Source organism: Planktophila turicensis (SeqCode) (assembly GCF_965234405.1).
Classification (GTDB): domain Bacteria; phylum Actinomycetota; class Actinomycetes; order Nanopelagicales; family Nanopelagicaceae; genus Planktophila; species Planktophila turicensis.
In genome coordinates this window covers 1,010,074-1,026,197 of sequence record NZ_OZ248346.1, presented here as the reverse complement: position 1 = coordinate 1,026,197, position 16,124 = coordinate 1,010,074, and the positions used below count along the sequence as shown (strand labels likewise).

The 16,124-nt window shown below is 48.3% G+C and carries 13 protein-coding genes; all 13 read left to right on the top strand.

Translation table 11 applies throughout. The features are described from left to right. The first annotated feature begins 98 nt into the window (after positions 1–98). Positions 99–419 carry a ferredoxin gene (gene fdxA, locus AC8GFK_RS05250; protein ID WP_095673834.1) on the top strand — a complete coding sequence of 107 codons (321 nt, stop codon included), beginning with the start codon at positions 99–101 and terminating at the stop codon, positions 417–419. Further along, positions 400–1,473: a succinyldiaminopimelate transaminase gene (dapC, locus tag AC8GFK_RS05245; RefSeq protein ID WP_506624938.1), complete on the top strand. Its 1,074-nt coding sequence runs from the start codon at positions 400–402 to the stop codon at positions 1,471–1,473. The genes fdxA and dapC overlap by 20 nt, the downstream gene beginning before the upstream one ends. Then, positions 1,473–2,429: a nucleotidyltransferase family protein gene (locus AC8GFK_RS05240; protein ID WP_506624937.1), complete on the top strand. Its 957-nt coding sequence runs from the start codon at positions 1,473–1,475 to the stop codon at positions 2,427–2,429. The genes dapC and AC8GFK_RS05240 overlap by 1 nt, the downstream gene beginning before the upstream one ends. A gap of 161 nt (positions 2,430–2,590) precedes the next feature. Next, positions 2,591–2,899: a WhiB family transcriptional regulator gene (locus AC8GFK_RS05235; RefSeq protein ID WP_506624936.1), complete on the top strand. Its 309-nt coding sequence runs from the start codon at positions 2,591–2,593 to the stop codon at positions 2,897–2,899. Between the two features lie 48 nt (positions 2,900–2,947). Then, positions 2,948–5,983: a glycosyltransferase gene (locus AC8GFK_RS05230; protein ID WP_506624935.1), complete on the top strand. Its 3,036-nt coding sequence runs from the start codon at positions 2,948–2,950 to the stop codon at positions 5,981–5,983. Then, the gene (locus tag AC8GFK_RS05225; RefSeq protein WP_506624934.1) at positions 5,980–7,281 is read left to right on the top strand and encodes a DUF5719 family protein; all 1,302 of its coding nucleotides are present in this window, start codon (positions 5,980–5,982) and stop codon (positions 7,279–7,281) included. The genes AC8GFK_RS05230 and AC8GFK_RS05225 overlap by 4 nt, the downstream gene beginning before the upstream one ends. Before the next feature lie 32 nt (positions 7,282–7,313). Further along, positions 7,314–7,685, top strand: a complete 372-nt coding sequence (locus AC8GFK_RS05220) for a DUF3499 domain-containing protein (RefSeq protein ID WP_095673829.1) — start codon at positions 7,314–7,316, stop codon at positions 7,683–7,685. A gap of 37 nt (positions 7,686–7,722) precedes the next feature. Further along, positions 7,723–9,102 carry a phosphomannomutase/phosphoglucomutase gene (locus tag AC8GFK_RS05215; protein ID WP_506624933.1) on the top strand — a complete coding sequence of 460 codons (1,380 nt, stop codon included), beginning with the start codon at positions 7,723–7,725 and terminating at the stop codon, positions 9,100–9,102. A gap of 97 nt (positions 9,103–9,199) precedes the next feature. After that, positions 9,200–10,480, top strand: coding sequence for an adenosylhomocysteinase (ahcY, locus tag AC8GFK_RS05210; RefSeq protein WP_095673827.1), 1,281 nt, complete (start codon positions 9,200–9,202; stop codon positions 10,478–10,480). After that, on the top strand, positions 10,481–11,161 hold the full coding sequence (gene mtrA / locus AC8GFK_RS05205) for an MtrAB system response regulator MtrA (protein WP_506624932.1): 681 nt from the start codon (positions 10,481–10,483) through the stop codon (positions 11,159–11,161). 14 nt (positions 11,162–11,175) lie between these two features. Beyond that, entirely contained in the window at positions 11,176–12,741 is a 1,566-nt protein-coding gene (gene mtrB / locus AC8GFK_RS05200; protein ID WP_506624931.1) for an MtrAB system histidine kinase MtrB, read from the top strand. 31 nt (positions 12,742–12,772) lie between these two features. Further along, positions 12,773–13,411, top strand: coding sequence for a ComF family protein (locus AC8GFK_RS05195; protein ID WP_506624930.1), 639 nt, complete (start codon positions 12,773–12,775; stop codon positions 13,409–13,411). 31 nt (positions 13,412–13,442) lie between these two features. Next, positions 13,443–16,118, top strand: a complete 2,676-nt coding sequence (gene secA, locus AC8GFK_RS05190) for a preprotein translocase subunit SecA (protein ID WP_506624929.1) — start codon at positions 13,443–13,445, stop codon at positions 16,116–16,118. Positions 16,119–16,124 lie beyond the last annotated feature (6 nt).

The window sequence follows — 16,124 nt, the reverse complement described above, 5'->3', positions numbered from 1 at the left end:
CAAGACTTTGCTGGACATGGCCCAACCCTAATCGTGCATGAGCGCTCTCGCAGGGTTAGAATTACCGCCTACCGTTAATAGCTCCCGGAGGACTTTTCGTGACATATGTAATTGCAGAACCATGCGTGGATGTTAAAGATAAGTCTTGCCGTGAAGAGTGCCCTGTCGACTGCATCTATGACGGTACCCGCATGCTCTATATCCAGCCTGACGAATGCGTCGACTGCGGTGCTTGCGAACCAGTATGCCCAGTCGAAGCTATCTATTACGAAGATGACGTTCCAGGACAGTGGCAGAACTACAAGAAGATCAATACAGAATTCTTTATCGAACTCGGTTCACCTGGGGGAGCATCAAAGGTCGGCGAGACAAATACCGACCATGCAGATGTAACTGCTCTTGGGCCACAAACTTCCTGATTTCCCGTGGGATGCGCTCGCTCCATATGGCGCAACTGCGAAAGAACATCCAGCAGGAATTATTGATCTCTCTGTTGGCACCCCTGTTGATGCAACCCCGGTCTTTATTCAGCAGGCTCTAAAAGACTCTGCAAATTCGCCAAGTTATCCCGTCACGATGGGAACTCCTGAACTTCGTACTGCAATTACAGAATGGGCAAAGGTAAATCTTGGCGCCACAGGCGAATTCGGAGTTCTTCCACTCATTGGTTCAAAAGAGTTTGTTGCGTGGCTACCAACTTTTCTTACATCGCAGAGCGTTCTTTATCCTGAAGTTGCTTACCCAACCTATTTAGTCGGGGCAATGATTTCTAGATCTGAAGCAACGCCAGTAGGAATTGATGCATCACATTGGCCTCAAGCTGATTTGGCTTGGGTTAATTCACCATCAAACCCAACCGGACGTGTGCATTCCGTATCTGAATATCAATCTGCAATTGATTGGGCGCGCAGAACTAGGGGAGTAGTCGTTTCTGACGAGTGTTATCTCGAATTCGGAAAGACTATTACTCCTACATCAATTCTTGCTCACACCCGCGGAGACAATAAAAATATCCTTGCCGTGCACTCACTTTCTAAACGTTCTAACCTAGCTGGCTATCGCGCAGCATTTGTTGTGGGCGATGCTCAACTCATCGCGCAGATTCTTGAGGTGCGCAAACATGCAGGCATGATGGTTCCGCTTCCAGTTCAGAAAGCAATGATCGCTGCGCTTTCAGATTCAGAACATGTCGCTGAACAACGAGCGCGCTATAACTCACGTAAAGATCTCTTAATTCCGGCTCTTGAAGCTGCAGGATTTTCCATTGATTTCTCCGATGCCGGCCTCTACCTATGGGCTACCCGTAATGAAGATTGCTGGCAATCTGTTGCTTGGCTTGCATCTCTTGGAATTCTGGCAACGCCCGGAATTTTCTACGGAGATGCAACGCATATCCGTATCGCTATGACTGCAACGGATCAACAGATTTCTGAAGCAGCAATGCGCATTACACATGAAGTGAGTGCACAGTAATGGCTGTAGGTATTCTCCTTGTAGGTGGTTTTGGTACTCGCCTCAAGCCACTGACGGATGAGTCACCGAAACCGATGCTTCCCGTTGCAGGACTTCCTGTAACAGAACATCAGATACTTGCTGCAAAGAAAGCTGGCATTCACACGTTAGTGCTTGCAACTTCATATCTTGCAGACGTCTTTACTCCGTACTTTGGCGATGGCGCTAAGTGGGGGATGAAGATTCTTTATGCAGTTGAGAAAGAGCCTCTTGGCACCGGTGGTGCAATTCGCAATGCCGCAGAGCATCTCGGACGCGATGAACCGGTTGTTATTTTTAATGGCGATGTACTCAGCCGCCACTCCATCGCAGATCAGATTGCATTCCATCTTAAAAATGAGGCAGATGTGACGCTGCATTTAATCGATGTTGCAGATGCTCGCGCCTTTGGTTGCGTTCCTACAGATTCAGATGGTCGTGTAACCGCGTTCCTAGAAAAAATGGATAACCCGGTCACTAATTCAATTAACGCTGGTTGTTATGTATTCAGCCCATCCGTTATAGATCAGATTCCACTTGGCAAGGTTGTGAGTGTTGAACGCGAAACTTTCCCAGCGCTCGTTTCAAGTGGACGACCTGTATTCGGTTACAAAGAGCAGTCATATTGGCTAGATGTGGGAACTCCTGCAGCGCTCTTTAAGGGCTCTCGCGATTTAGTCGATGGAGATTTCCAGACTATGGCTGATACAACAATCGCTTCAGATGCGCGGATTACAGGTGGAACTTCAATTGGGGCTCGCTGTTCCATCGGCTCAGGTGTTCAGATTGAGGATTGCATTATTGGTGACGATGTCACTATTGGCGATGGGGCGGCACTTACTCACTCTTTCATCGCGCATGGAACAAGGGTTGCTGCAGGTACTCAGAAGAATGCGCATTACCTCTCCAAAAAGCTCGATCTACCCATCAATCTCTAGAAAAAATCGACAATCACCCCAGATTTTCGAATATTTCTCGAGAAATATGGAAAAAAGTCTCAATCTCGGGGTTGACTCAGAGGGATTACACGGGTGTAATTCACTCCTAGAGCGCGTTCTTCACACTGAAGTGCGCCCTAATGACTTGAGGAGACTCGCGCATGCCGATCCGCCCAGAAGGAACATCGACTGGCAAGCCATCAGCCCCCACTGCTGGACCAACTATCCAACTCGCTAACGGAGAGAACATTGAACTCTCCTGGCAGGAGCGCTCACTCTGCGCCCAGACCGACCCAGAAGCATTTTTCCCTGAGAAGGGCGGATCAACACGTGAAGCAAAGCGTGTCTGCCTTTCATGCGAAGTCCGTCAGGAATGTCTCGAATATGCGCTCGCGCATGATGAGCGTTTCGGAATTTGGGGAGGCCTCTCTGAACGTGAGCGCCGCCGCCTGAAGCGTCGTCCTGCGTAAGCACGGGCACTTCATTTACTTCACAGTTTCAAACGATAAGTTTCCCTTATGAGTACGCAACGCGTGTCAGCAATTCTCGTTGTCCATGATGGATCAACGTGGTTGCCTGAAGTTGTTGCCTCAATCGCTTCACAAACTCGTCAGGTTGATCAAATTCTTGCAGTCGATACTGGCTCAATAGATTCATCAGCAAAACTTCTTAAAGGCGCTCGCATCCCGGTTGCAACGATGGATCGCGCAACTGGTTTTGGTGCGGCAGTTGCATACGGGGTTGATCAACTTGCAGCTCCCGTCGAAGGCGTTGATGAGTGGCTTTGGATTCTCCATGATGATTGCGCTCTGACCGCATCTTCTCTTGAATCACTTCTTGCAGTTCTCGTTGAACGACCAAGTGTTGTCATGGCAGGACCCAAACTTCTTGGTTGGCATGATCGCAGCCACTTACTCGAAGTCGGAATTAGTTTGGCCTCCAATGGTGTGCGATGGACAGGTCTTGAACCATCTGAATATGACCAAGGTCAACGAGATGGAATCCACGAAGTACTTTCAGTCAGTACTGCAGGTGCACTCATCAGACGAGATATCTTTGAAGAGCTTGGCGGCTTCGATCAGAACCTCGAACTATTCCGCGACGATGTCGATTTCGGTTGGAGAGTTCGTACAGCTGGCCATTCTGTCGTTGTAGTAACAGATGCCGTTGGCTATCACGCACAAGCTTCGGCAACAGAGCGCAGAGATGTCGATGTAAAGGGCGCATTCCTTCATCGTCCACTCTTGCTCGATCGCCGCAACGCCGCTTACGTGCTCTTAGCTAATTCAAGTTTTTGGTCGCTGCCATGGCTCACAATTCAATTATTTGCCGGTGCACTCTTTCGCGCGATTGGTTACCTCTTTGCAAAGTTACCTGGATATGCAAGTGATGAAATTCTGGCAATCGGCTCACTCATCATCCATCCCAATGAACTCTTTGAAGCTCGCAAGGCGAGAAAGAAGAGCCGCTTTGTTTCAAGTCGAGTAGTAAAAGCTTTTATTCCATCTCGTTGGACGCAACTTCGCAGTTCATTCTCACGCGGATTTGAAGTAATCAGAGGCAAACTCTTGCCCGACAACTCGGGCGATACAACTGCTGCGCTGAGTGATTTAACAATTAATGAAGAAGAAGATCTATTGGTTCCAGTAGCCCACCGCCCTTGGAAGCTCTTCTTTACGCAGCCAATTGTTGCCGTAACAACTTTGATATTTGTGGTCTCACTTTTCTGGGCTCGACATCGCATCGGTCCAATCTCAGGTGGGGCGCTAGCGCCATCACCAGATGGGTTATCTGATCTCTTCAAGCTCTACCTTGCTAGCTGGCATGGAATCGGAATGGGTAGCGGTGAATCGACTCCTGCTTGGGTATTACTCGTTTCAACTGCATCGATATTTACATTAGGAAATGTTCCGCTCCTCATCACTATCTTCTTCTTTGCAGCACCATTTCTGCTCCTGCTTACTTCATATCGTTACCTCAAGCGATTTACAGATAATGAGTGGCTCTCATCCGGCGCCGCTCTTCTCTATGCATTCTCACCGGTAGCAATCGCATCCATCAATGCTGGGCGCCTCGGCGTCATCATCTTCCTGGCTCTGCTTCCTATATTTATCGGCGAGCTCAAGAATTGGAATGACATTGATCAGAGCTCGTGGCGCAGCATCTACGCATATTCCCTCTTCATCTGGTTGATCTTTGCCTTTAATCCATCTGCAATCCTCATTGTTCTCGCAGCTGTTCTTTTTAGGATCTACCGCGATTACTTAGCTGCTGAAAAGAATTATCGTGATTCTCAATTTATCCAGCGAGTAATTCGCCGTCTGACATTGCTCTTTATTCCTTTCCTCTTATCTGCCCCTGGTTCATTTGCATACTTTGTTCACCCATCTCGCTTACTTGGCGAAATCGGATTAACAGTTTCTGGTGGGGGACCCAACCTCGCTCTCCTTGCAAATCCAGGAGGCCCAGGTTCACTTCCATGGTGGGCAGTCAGCCCAATCGCCTTTGTTCTCTTTGTTACATATTTCTCGACAACCGCAGCTCGTAAGTTTGCATCCCTTGGCATCGTCTTCTTGCTCTCAGCAACCCTCATGAGTGCCCTTACTCTTCATGGCAATGGCGCTGCAACATCATCTCGAGTCTTTGCCGGCACTCTTCTCTCGATTGCAACGCTGCTCTCAATTACTTCAGCAGTAGTTATGTTCGACAAGATTCGAGCCCGCCTTCAACAATCACATATCAACTACAGACATATCTCTGTAGCAGCAGTGCTAATACTGACTCTCTTCTACTCAACAACATCTATTTTCTGGCTCATTACTGCAGGTGCAGATTCTCCCGTTCGTACATCGTCAAAAGAGGTGCTGCCTGCTTTCTTAGCAATAGAAAATGATGCAAAGACCGTCGTGCTAAGACCGTATCGAAGCAATGGAGAACCAACACTTTCTTATTACATTTCACGTGGAAGCTCAGCGACTTTAGGTGAAGTTGATGTGGCCCCTGCCGATACTGAGGTTATTTCACGAGCTATTGAAGGACTGGTAGATAACACTGGCGTGACAGCAAGTAAGGTCTTTGCGGATTACGGAATCAAGTATGTGTTCCTCAAGAACCCGGTAATCCCGGAAGTAGTTCAGACGATCGATGGGTTGGGCGGTTTTAACAGAACTTCTGCGACCCGAGATGGAATCGTCTGGCGAGTATTGGAAAGTACCGGCCGCATTAAATTTGTGGATTACTCTGGAAAAGAATTTGTACTTGAATCAAAGGGCGTAAGCGCCAATGCTCCAACCCCAGGCACGATCACGTTGACTGAGACCTATAGCAAACGTTGGCAGGTATTCCAAGATGGTTATCGATTGGCAAAGATTGAGAACGCCAACGGTTTACCAACATTTGAGGTAACAACCGGTGGAGATATTTCAGTAATTCATGATGGCACCGCTCGACGTGCTTGGATCTCCTTCTTCCTCATCGCACTTGTCACCACAGTTGTTCTGGCCTTGCCAGCAGGACGTCGCCGTCGCGAGATCTCAGAATCGGAGCTCTCATGAAAAATAGAAGAGTCCTTATTCTTGCCGTAGCTACTGCCGCCACAGTATTTCTCAGCAACATCCTAAATTTCACTGCGTCCACTAGCAGATTTAACGAAAGCTACCCAGCTGTTGTCTGCCCTCCAAATATCTCCGGGCTTACCACTGCAATATCTCTGACATCTCCGAAGACTCTGGTTCGCAAGACCGGTACATCTTCGATGAAGACTTCTGAAGTCGGTTTTAGAAGATATGCCATAGCTGCGCAATCTGCAGTGATTGAAGCAGGTCCTGTCACACCTGTTGTGTGGCAAGTGCGTAAGGGCGTTTGGGCAGGTGCTGTTCCATGTAGTGCACCTATTGCATCTCAATGGTTTGTCGGTGCAATCGCCGATATCACTACGAAAGGTTCGCTCAATATCGTCAACAGCGGTTTAGGTCGCGCACTAGTCGAGATCACACTCTTTAATGAAAATGGAGAGCTTGCGCCACGGAGCATTTCACTCAAGCCAAATTCATATGCATCACTTTCCTTGGCAACACTTGCACCCGGATCTAAAGAGATTGCAATTCACCTTCTTACTCGCTCAGGGCGCGTTAATGGTTTCCTCATTGACGAACGCGGCAAAGGTCTTCAAGCCCTCGGTGGAGATCTCGTGAATTCAACTGGGGATGCAACCAAGACGCTGCAGATTCCGGCAATCCCTCAGCAGACCGGTCGAAATAGTTCAACGCCTCACACTTTGCGCTTGCTCGTACCTGGTGATGTAGATGCACGTATATCTGCAGAGATTCGATCTACCGATGGCACCTTTTCACCTGTAGGAATCAATGGGCGCACAATCGCGCATAAAAAAGTAGTCGAGATTCCGATGGATATAACAATGGCATCCGGCAAATTTGCCCTACACGTCACATCTGATCAGCCAATTCTGGGATCCGTTTTCTCTCGCACGTTATCTGGCGGCAAACGTGACTTTGTCTGGAGTACTGGAGCAAGCCAGCTCAGCGAATTTACATTGGCAACGACTGGGCTTGCACCCACACTGGTCTTCACCGGCAAGCGAGTCAAGGTCACACTAGATCTCACATATACCAACGGCAAGAGCAAGTCTGTAAAGATCGATGCTGAAGATATTGCAACCTTTGTGGTCTCTAGTTCCGTGCGATCTGTTTCCTTCTCTCAAATCTCAACTGGTACTTCAGGTGCCGCCCTCATTACATCCAAGAGTGGATATGGATATATCCCTCTCAACCCAGGTAGCGTCTTAACTAAATCTTCAATCCCGGCATCAAATATTCGGGTACTCAATCCATAACTTTTCGAAGCACCCCCACTAGCCTTAGCGCTATGAGTTCACAACTTCGCACCGGTCGCGCCTGTTCGCGCGTCAGTTGCCGATCAGTTGCATCGATGACTCTTACATACATCTATGCGGATTCCACTGCAGTGCTTGGACCGCTTGCAACTTTCTCTGAACCTCATTCTTACGACCTCTGTGAAAAACACTCTGCGCGACTTACTGTGCCAAATGGCTGGGAAGTTATTCGCCAATCAATTGATGCGAATGCAACAGGGCCAAGCGAAGATGATTTGATGGCGATCGCGGATGCGGTCAGAGAAGTGGCCCAGGCTCCACGCAGCCAAGAGAGCGCCCCTGAAATCTCGGCATCTCACGCCAACGTCGGACGACGCGGACATTTACGCGCCGTTCCCTCCTAATTTCTCTTAACCCCTCCTTTCTCTTTACGATTGCCTCATGAGCTCTTCCATCTTTAAGGCGTACGACATCCGTGGTTTAGTCGATAAGGAACTTACTGCTGATTTCGCATTTGCAACTGGTGTTGCTGTCGCACGCTTCCTAGAACAAGAGCGAGAGCCCGGAACCGTTGTAATCGGTGAAGATATGCGCCCATCCTCACCCACCTTGGCTACTGCTTTCTCAGCGGGTGTTACTTCGCAAGGTCTTGATGTCATCCGAATCGGGTTGGCTTCAACAGATATGTTGTATTTCGCTTCCGGAAAGCTCAATCTTCCAGGAGCAATGTTTACTGCAAGTCATAATCCAGCCGCATATAACGGAATCAAACTCTGCCTCAGCGGTGCACGCCCAATTGGAAAAGAATCAGGGCTCGTCACCATCGAGAACTTCGTCAAAGAGGGAACTCCTATGGCGATGCGCAATGTAGGTGTCGAGAAGCGCCAAGAGATGCTCGAGGAATATGTCGATCACCTCCTTACCCTCGTCGATGTTTCATCAATCCGTCCGCTCAAGATTGTTATCGATGCTGGAAATGGAATGGGCGGATATACCGCTCCTGCCGTATTCAAGCGACTCAACGCTGAAGTCATTGAGATGTACTTCGAACTTGATGGAACTTTCCCAAATCACGAAGCAAACCCCATCGAGCCTTCAAACCTCAAAGATCTTCAAAAGGCCGTTAAGAAACATAAAGCAGACATTGGGCTCGCATTTGATGGCGATGCAGATCGCTGCTTCCTTGTTGATGAGAAAGGTGATTTGGTTAATCCATCAGCACTTACAGCCCTTATCGCAACTCGGGAACTTAAGCGCTACCCATCATCAAACATTATTTATAACTTAATTTCTTCGCGCGCGGTGAAAGAAGTTGTAGAAGAGAATGGTGGAACCGCAGTTCGTTCTCGCGTTGGCCACTCTTACATTAAGAAGCTCATGGCTGAAACAAATGCTGTTTTTGGTGGCGAACACTCAGGCCACTTCTACTTCCGTGATTTCTGGAAAGCAGATTCAGGAATGCTGGCAGCGCTCCATGCGATTGCAGCGCTTGGTGAAACAGAAGTGCCACTTTCTAAACTTCTTTCTCCCTTTAATCGCTATCACTCAAGTGGCGAAATCAATTCAACCGTTTCTGATGCAAAAGCTGCGATGAACCAGATTGAGAAGATTTATGGAAAGAAGGGCGGCGTCGAAGTCGATCATCTCGATGGCCTCACCATTAACGGAGATAACTGGTGGTTCAACCTTCGCGCTTCCAATACCGAACCCCTCCTTCGACTCAACGTTGAGGCTTCAACGGAAGCCCGTATGAAGAAGGTTCGAGATGATGTACTTAACACGATTCGTGGCGATGACGACTTCGTCGTAATAATCAGTTAACTAGTAGGCTATTCCCATAGCCGACTAGCACAGTAGAGCCCTACGCCGAAGGTCAAGCGAAAAAACAGCCGTTTTTACATTAGGGAGAAATATTTAAATGACACCTGTTACAACTATTCCAAAGCACGATATCAAGGATGCATCACTTGCAGCTCAGGGCCGCAAGAAGATTGAATGGGCAGAACGCAACATGCCTGTTCTCGCTCAAATCCGCGAACGCTTCGAAAAGTCACAGCCATTCGCTGGTGTACGTATCGCAGCATGTATGCACGTCACAACAGAGACAGCAAACTTGATGCGCGTTCTTAAAGCTGGCGGAGCTGAGATTGCTCTCTGTGCTTCAAACCCACTTTCAACACAAGATGACACCGCTGCAGCTCTCGTGCATGAATACGGTATCTCAGTATTTGCTCGCAATGCCGTTGACCGTGATGGTTACTACTCACATATCAACGCAGCACTTGATATCAACCCACATCAAGTATTTGATGACGGTTGCGATCTCGTAAACACTCTTCATACAACTCGTAAGGAACTCCTTCCAAATATTGCTGGTGGATGCGAAGAGACAACAACAGGCGTTATCCGTCTTAACCAGATGGCTAAAGATGGAGCACTGACATTCCCAATGATCGCTGTCAATGACACCGATACAAAGCATATGTTTGATAACCGTTACGGAACAGGTCAATCAACTCTCGATGCTGTCTTCCGTGCAACTAACTTCCTTCTTGCAGGTCGAATCGTCGTCGTTGCAGGATTTGGTTACTGCGGTAAGGGTGTTGCAGAACGTGCCAAGGGCATGGGCGCAGACGTCATCGTTACAGAAATTGATCCAACTAAGGCACTCGATGCCATGATGCAGGGATTCCGCGTCATGCCAATGGTTGATGCTGCAAAGGTCGGCGATGTATTCATCACTGTTACTGGTAACCGCGATGTACTTCGTGACGAACACTTCTCTGTTATGAAGGATGGCGCAATCATGGCCAACTCAGGCCACTTCGATATTGAAATCGATGTTGCATGGCTCGAGCAGAATGCAGTGACAAAGAACGAGAAGATGCGTCACCAGACTGACGAATACGTCATGAAGGATGGCCGTCGTCTACTTCTTCTTGCAGAAGGTCGCCTGGTAAACCTAGGTGCTGCAGAAGGTCACCCAGCATCAGTAATGGATATGTCATTCTCTGATCAGGCACTTACAGCGGAATACCTCGTCAAGGAAGCAAAGAATCTTCCTGCAGGCGTTCACGAAGTTCCTACATACATTGATAAGGAAGTTGCTTCACTGAAGCTCAAGTCAATGGGTGGTCACATCGACACACTTACACCTGCACAAGATATGTACCTCAACTCTTGGGAGCACGGTTCATAAATGACTCTGGTTATGGTCGTCGATGACGATCAAGACCTTGCAGAAATGCTTGGAATTGTTCTCACAAGTTCAGGCTTCGATGTAGATCTTGTCAGTCGAGGAGATGAGGCGCTGGAGGTATTTAGAAATAATCCTCCAGACCTCGTCTTGCTCGATGTGATGTTGCCAGGAATTGATGGCATTGAGGTCTGCAGATTGATTCGACAAGAATCAATGGTTCCAATCGTGATGCTAAGCGCTAAAGGTGAAACCCAAGACATTGTTCGCGGTCTTGAAGCTGGCGCTGATGACTATATGCAGAAGCCTTTTCGCGACAAAGCCGAACTCATAGCGCGAATTCGCACTCGACTTCGTCGTACCAATGCGGACATAACTGGGCTACTGACTATCGGAGATTTATCTATCGATGTAACTGCCCACGAAGTTCTCCGTGGTTCACAGAAGATTGCACTTACACGTCTCGAGTTTGATCTTCTTGTTGCATTAGCAAAAGATCCAGGTCGCGTATTTACTCGCGATGCACTCTTGAGCGAAGTGTGGGGATACCGCCACAGCACAGATACACGTCTTGTAAATGTTCACGTACAACGTCTTCGTTCAAAGATCGAACATGACCCAGAACATCCAGAGATAGTGATGACGGTACGAGGCGTTGGTTATAAGGCGGGCGGCCCAGCGTAAAGGGCTCACATAACATGGGTGCTCGTAGAAAGCTTTCGCAATCTCTTGCGACCAAAGTAATTCTCTCGACGGTCATGCTTTCTCTTGGCGTAATTTCGCTAACAGGATCTGCGCTCTACTCACGTCTATCTGACGGAATTCGCCAAGTAAGCCTTGATTCAGCACTTGCTGAAGCTCGATTCACCTTCTTTAACGCGCAGTATCAGATGCTTCTATCGCAAGGTGATTCAGTGGAAGAGCGTAAGAAAGCTCTCGCTGATTTGATTATTAGTTCGACGACGCAGAGCTCAGAACAGAGCCGCCGTGAAGTTATTTTCATTAAAGTTCCAGGAGAGCGAAAAACAAAAGTTTCTTATGAGATGTCTTCGAGTTTGATTAAGGCCGAGTCAGTCCCACAAGCGCTGCGTGAACGAATTCAAAAAGGCACTGATCTCCAGTACGAATACGGAGACCTGCGCTCGGCGCAAGTGAGCCAAGGTAATACCCTCTTCGTTGGAGAGAGAATCAACATTCCAACTGCGGGACGATATGAAATGTATATCGCCTTTATTCTGACAAGCCAGACTGAAACTCTTGACCTCATTCGAAACTCACTTCTCTTTACAGGCGTTGCACTTATCTTCTTAATCGGAATGATTACCTGGCTGGTAGTTCGCCAGGTTGTACGCCCAGTGCGAGATGCTGCCCGAATTGCAACGCAATTTACCCAAGGTGATTTCAGCCAACGTATGCGCATTGAATCTCAGGATGAAATGGCAACTCTGGCCAACTCGTATAACGAGATGGCGCAATCTATTGAACAGCAGATTTCACGTCTTGAAAACCTTTCTCGCGTCCAACAACGTTTTGTATCTGATGTTTCCCATGAACTTCGTACTCCGCTCACAACTCTTCGTATGGCATCTGAAGTTATCTATAACCAGCGAGCCTCCTTTGATCCGCTCGTTGCACGTAGCTCCGAGCTCTTGGCTGCGCAGATTGATCGATTTGAACGTCTGCTGGAAGACCTGCTCGAGGTAAGTAGATTTGATGCCGAAGTAGCAGTTCTTGAACCTGTGGATTTTGATGTTGTTGCACTCATCAACCGCTGCGTTAAAGACTTCCAAGTGGGAGAACTTGATACAGACTCTGGAATCCGAATTGAATCTGAACTTCCTGTCGTGCAGATTCAAGCTGATATCAGACGCGTTGAGCGCATTATGCGAAACCTCTTATCTAATGCGCTCGATCACTGCGATGGCAAAGAAGTTGTAGTCACAATCGTTGCGACAGAGAGTGAAGTTGGAATTGGAGTTCGTGATTTCGGATCGGGACTTGATGAGTCAGCGCTCATTCGAGTTTTCGACCGCTTCTGGCGCGCAGATCCTTCACGTGCGCGCGTTCGAGGCGGCACAGGGCTGGGTCTATCTATCGCACTTGAAGATGCGCGCCTTCACAACGGTGAACTAGATGCGTGGGGAAGACCGGGGCTTGGCGCTCACTTTGTACTCACCTTGCCACGCAGAGCAGGGGATGCAATTGAGGGACGTCCAATAAAGGCTGCGCCAAAAGATTTCCACGAGGAAACTTTTTACCTCTAACTCATAACTTATCTGCATAGAGAATGCAGAGATGAAGAGCTTGAAGTCGCTACAAGAAATAATCTTTCCCGTTCGATGCCTAGGTTGTTCTGCGTTGGGCCTAGAGATTTGCTCACAATGCAGAAGCAAATGGAATCCCCATATCTATCGAAGTTGGTCTAGAACCTCACCGTACTTCCCAATTTTCTCTTCAATTCAATACTCAACTGTTGCAAGTAAAGTTCTCTTAGCTGCGAAAGAGAACAACATTAAGTTGGCAGATGATTTATTGGTTCAAGCACTTCAGAGGTCTTTCCACTTCTGCGCTAAGGAGAGGGGAGTAGGTGTACTTGTTCCGATTCCGTCACGTCACGCAGTGGCACGATCCCGTGGTCGCCAATTCATCACCGAACTTTCTCTGCGACTAAGTAAAGGCACCGGAATAGAAACGATTGAAATGCTTTCGCATATTAGAAAGGTGAGAGATCAATCTTCTCTCGATGCAAAGCAGAGGTTGGTAAATATTGAGGGTTCAATGAAATCCCTGAGATATCTCAGTGAAAAGGTAATTTTGGTTGATGACCTCGTCACAACAGGGGCAACTATTCATGAAGGCGCCCGGGCCCTGCGTGAAAACGGGATTGAGGTCATAGCTGCCGTAACAGCCTGCATAGCCGAACCCCTAAGATAAGGGGGTTAACAAGCAAGTGGAAGGTAGGCCGATGGCTTCAATTCTCGATCGACTTATGCGAGCCGGCGAAGGCAAGATTCTTCGCGACTTAAGCAAAATCGTCGATAAGGTCAACGCCTTTGAAGCATCCATTTCTCCACTCTCTGATGATCAGTTGCGTGCAAAGACTGATGAATTTAAATCTCGCCTTTCTCAAGGTGAAACCCTTGATGACTTGATGCCTGAAGCTTTCGCTGTTGTTCGCGAAGCTGCTAAGCGCACTTTGGGCCAGCGTCACTACGACGTTCAGCTCATGGGTGGTGCGGCGCTTCACAAAGGAAACATTGCAGAAATGCGCACCGGTGAAGGAAAGACTCTTGTAGCAACCCTTCCTTCTTATCTCAACGCTTTGGCAGGACGCGGCGTCCACGTCGTCACCGTGAACGACTATCTCGCAGAACGCGATAGCGAGTGGATGGGCCGCATTCACCGATTCTTAGGACTCACTGTTGGCGTCATCGTTAACAGCATGACTCCTACCGAGCGTCGCGCTGCATATCTCTCAGATATTACATACGGAACAAATAACGAATTTGGCTTTGACTATCTCCGCGACAACATGGCTTGGTCTCTCGAAGATTGTGTACAGCGCGATCACTTCTTCGCAGTCGTTGACGAAGTCGACTCTATTTTGATCGATGAGGCTCGTACGCCTCTGATTATTAGCGGACCTGCTGATAAGGCAACCAAGTGGTATGTCGAATTCGCCAATATCGCGACGAAATTACAGCGCGATACGCACTATGAGGTAGATGAGAAGAAGAAGACCATCGGCATCCTTGAAGAAGGTGTGACCAAAGTTGAAGAACTTCTCAAGATTGAAAACCTCTACGAAGCTGCAAATACAACTTTGATTGGCTATCTCAACAATTCAGTTCGCGCCAAGGAACTCTTCAAGCGCGACAAGGATTACGTTGTCATGAATGGCGAACTTCTCATTGTCGATGAGCACACTGGCCGCATGCTTGCAGGCCGTCGTTATAGCGAAGGTTTGCACCAGGCGCTTGAAGCGAAAGAGCGCATCGATATCAAGGATGAAAACCAGACTTTGGCAACAATTACTTTGCAGAACTACTTCCGTCTCTACGAGACCATCTCAGGTATGACTGGTACTGCAATGACAGAAGCATCTGAATTCCACCAGATTTATAAGTTGGGCGTAGTTCCAATTCCTACCAACCGCGATATGCAACGTATCGATCAACCAGATTTGGTCTACAAATCAGAAGTCGGAAAGTTCGCTGCCGTTACTCGCGATATTGTCGAGCGCCATCGCAAGGGACAACCTGTTCTTGTCGGAACTGTCAGCGTTGAAAAGTCTGAAGAACTTTCAGGATTCCTCAAGAAGGCAGGCGTTGCACACGAAGTTCTCAATGCCAAGCACCACGAACGCGAAGCAGCGATTGTTGCTCGAGCTGGTGTTAAGGGAGCCGTAACTGTTGCAACAAATATGGCAGGCCGCGGTACAGACATCATGCTCGGCGGAAACCCAGAATTCATGGCTGATTTCGAATTACAGCGCCGCGGACTTTCACCAGTAGATAACGCAGCAGAGTATGAAGCTGCATGGCCTGAAGAGATTGCGAAGCAGAAAGCTGCAATTGCAAAAGAGCATGAAGAAGTTATCGCTCTCGGTGGACTCTATGTTCTAGGCACAGAGCGCCACGAATCACGTCGTATTGATAACCAGCTCCGCGGACGTTCAGGACGTCAGGGCGATCCTGGTGAATCTCGCTTCTATCTCTCACTTCAAGATGATTTGATGCGTCGCTTTAACTCAGGAATTGTCGAGCGCGTACTTGCCGCTGCCGGTTTGCCTGAAGATGAACCAATCGAATCCAAGATGGTCTCAAATGCTATTCGCTCTGCCCAGACTCAAGTTGAGGCACAGAACTTCGAAATCCGTAAGAATGTTTTGAAGTATGACGATGTCATGAACCGCCAACGCGAAGTTATCTACGGTGAGCGCCGTCTTGTTCTTGAAGGTAAAGATATCGGCGAGCAGGTTTCAGACTTTATGGGAGAAACAATCTCGGCTTACGTTCGCGCTGCCGCGCAGCAGGGCTTTGGCGAAGACTGGGATCTCGATCAGCTATGGACTGCGCTCAAGTTGATCTATCCAATCTCATTCACACCTGAACAGATCATTGCTGAAGTTGGAACTGCATCGGCACTCGATGTTGATTTCCTTGAGGCAAGAATCCTTGATGATGCAGCTGCTGCATATAAGAAGCGTGAAGAAGAGCTAGGAGCTGAAGTTCTTCGCGAACTTGAGCGAAAAGTTCTGCTTTCAGTCCTTGATCGCAAGTGGCGTGAACACCTTTACGAGATGGATTACCTACAAGAAGGTATCGGGCTGCGTGCGATGGCACAGCGCGATCCACTCGTTGAATACCAGCGTGAAGGTTACGAACTTTTCGCAGCAATGATGGATGCCATCAAGGAAGAGCTTGCAAGTCTTGTATTTAACGTCGAAGTAACCATTGAAGGCGACGGATCTCAGGTAAAGGCTCGTGGCGTTACTGAAAAGCCAGTACAAACACAGCCACTGAAGTACACCGCTGCCGATGAAAATGGAGTTACTTCATCAGGAGATGTAACTCGCAATGCACCTTGCCCTTGTGGCTCTGGAAAGAAGTACAAGCGTTGCCACGGGGCTGCTTCCTAAATCTGT

Excerpts from the sequence above, each read along its gene's own strand:
- AC8GFK_RS05240 (WP_506624937.1), top strand. The coding sequence starts at position 1,473 with ATGGCTGTAGGTATTCTCCTTGTAGGTGGTTTTGGTACTCGCCTCAAG.
- AC8GFK_RS05235 (WP_506624936.1), top strand. The coding sequence starts at position 2,591 with ATGCCGATCCGCCCAGAAGGAACATCGACTGGCAAGCCATCAGCCCCC.
- AC8GFK_RS05230 (WP_506624935.1), top strand. The coding sequence starts at position 2,948 with ATGAGTACGCAACGCGTGTCAGCAATTCTCGTTGTCCATGATGGATCA.
- AC8GFK_RS05225 (WP_506624934.1), top strand. The coding sequence starts at position 5,980 with ATGAAAAATAGAAGAGTCCTTATTCTTGCCGTAGCTACTGCCGCCACA.
- AC8GFK_RS05220 (WP_095673829.1), top strand. The coding sequence starts at position 7,314 with ATGAGTTCACAACTTCGCACCGGTCGCGCCTGTTCGCGCGTCAGTTGC.
- AC8GFK_RS05215 (WP_506624933.1), top strand. The coding sequence starts at position 7,723 with ATGAGCTCTTCCATCTTTAAGGCGTACGACATCCGTGGTTTAGTCGAT.
- ahcY (WP_095673827.1), top strand. The coding sequence starts at position 9,200 with ATGACACCTGTTACAACTATTCCAAAGCACGATATCAAGGATGCATCA.
- mtrA (WP_506624932.1), top strand. The coding sequence starts at position 10,481 with ATGACTCTGGTTATGGTCGTCGATGACGATCAAGACCTTGCAGAAATG.
- mtrB (WP_506624931.1), top strand. The coding sequence starts at position 11,176 with ATGGGTGCTCGTAGAAAGCTTTCGCAATCTCTTGCGACCAAAGTAATT.
- AC8GFK_RS05195 (WP_506624930.1), top strand. The coding sequence starts at position 12,773 with ATGAAGAGCTTGAAGTCGCTACAAGAAATAATCTTTCCCGTTCGATGC.
- secA (WP_506624929.1), top strand. The coding sequence starts at position 13,443 with ATGGCTTCAATTCTCGATCGACTTATGCGAGCCGGCGAAGGCAAGATT.